General features: G+C 61.2%; 1 pseudogene. It reads left to right on the top strand.

What is annotated here, in order from left to right:
* Positions 1–52: 52 nt before the first annotated feature.
* Positions 53–376 (top strand): annotated as a pseudogene (locus IAE50_RS25745) (conjugal transfer protein TraN); the annotation flags it as partial.

Genomic DNA, 376 nt, shown 5'->3' with positions numbered 1-376 from the left:
CCGCGCCACATACACCTGGTCAGACCGGTTAGGGAACAAGCCGCGCTTTTATATGAACATCTCTGTCCTGGGGGCGGAAATCCCCTGGCACAACAAGGGCAGCGCGCAGGATGTGGCGTTTACCCCGGTTCCCGCCACGCTGACGGCCGGCGTGGCGTTCACCTCAAAACATCAGCACAGTATTCACTCCGGGTCAGGCAGCCAGACCTTCAGGAACCGGCATGTGCAGCTGAAAATCTCCCTGGTCATCAGGGTGAAAAAAACCAGCAGCGTGCCGAAGGTGGTCTGGCGCGAAACCTGCGGCTTCGACAAGAACGGCGCCGTCCCGGTTTCCAGCGTCTGCACCGTGCCCGGCGGTAACCGCCCCGTGGTAATC

Origin of the sequence: Kosakonia sp. S42 (genome assembly GCF_016624785.1) — a bacterium.
Taxonomy (GTDB): domain Bacteria; phylum Pseudomonadota; class Gammaproteobacteria; order Enterobacterales; family Enterobacteriaceae; genus Kosakonia; species Kosakonia cowanii.
This window is presented reverse-complemented; position numbering and strand designations above follow the sequence as displayed.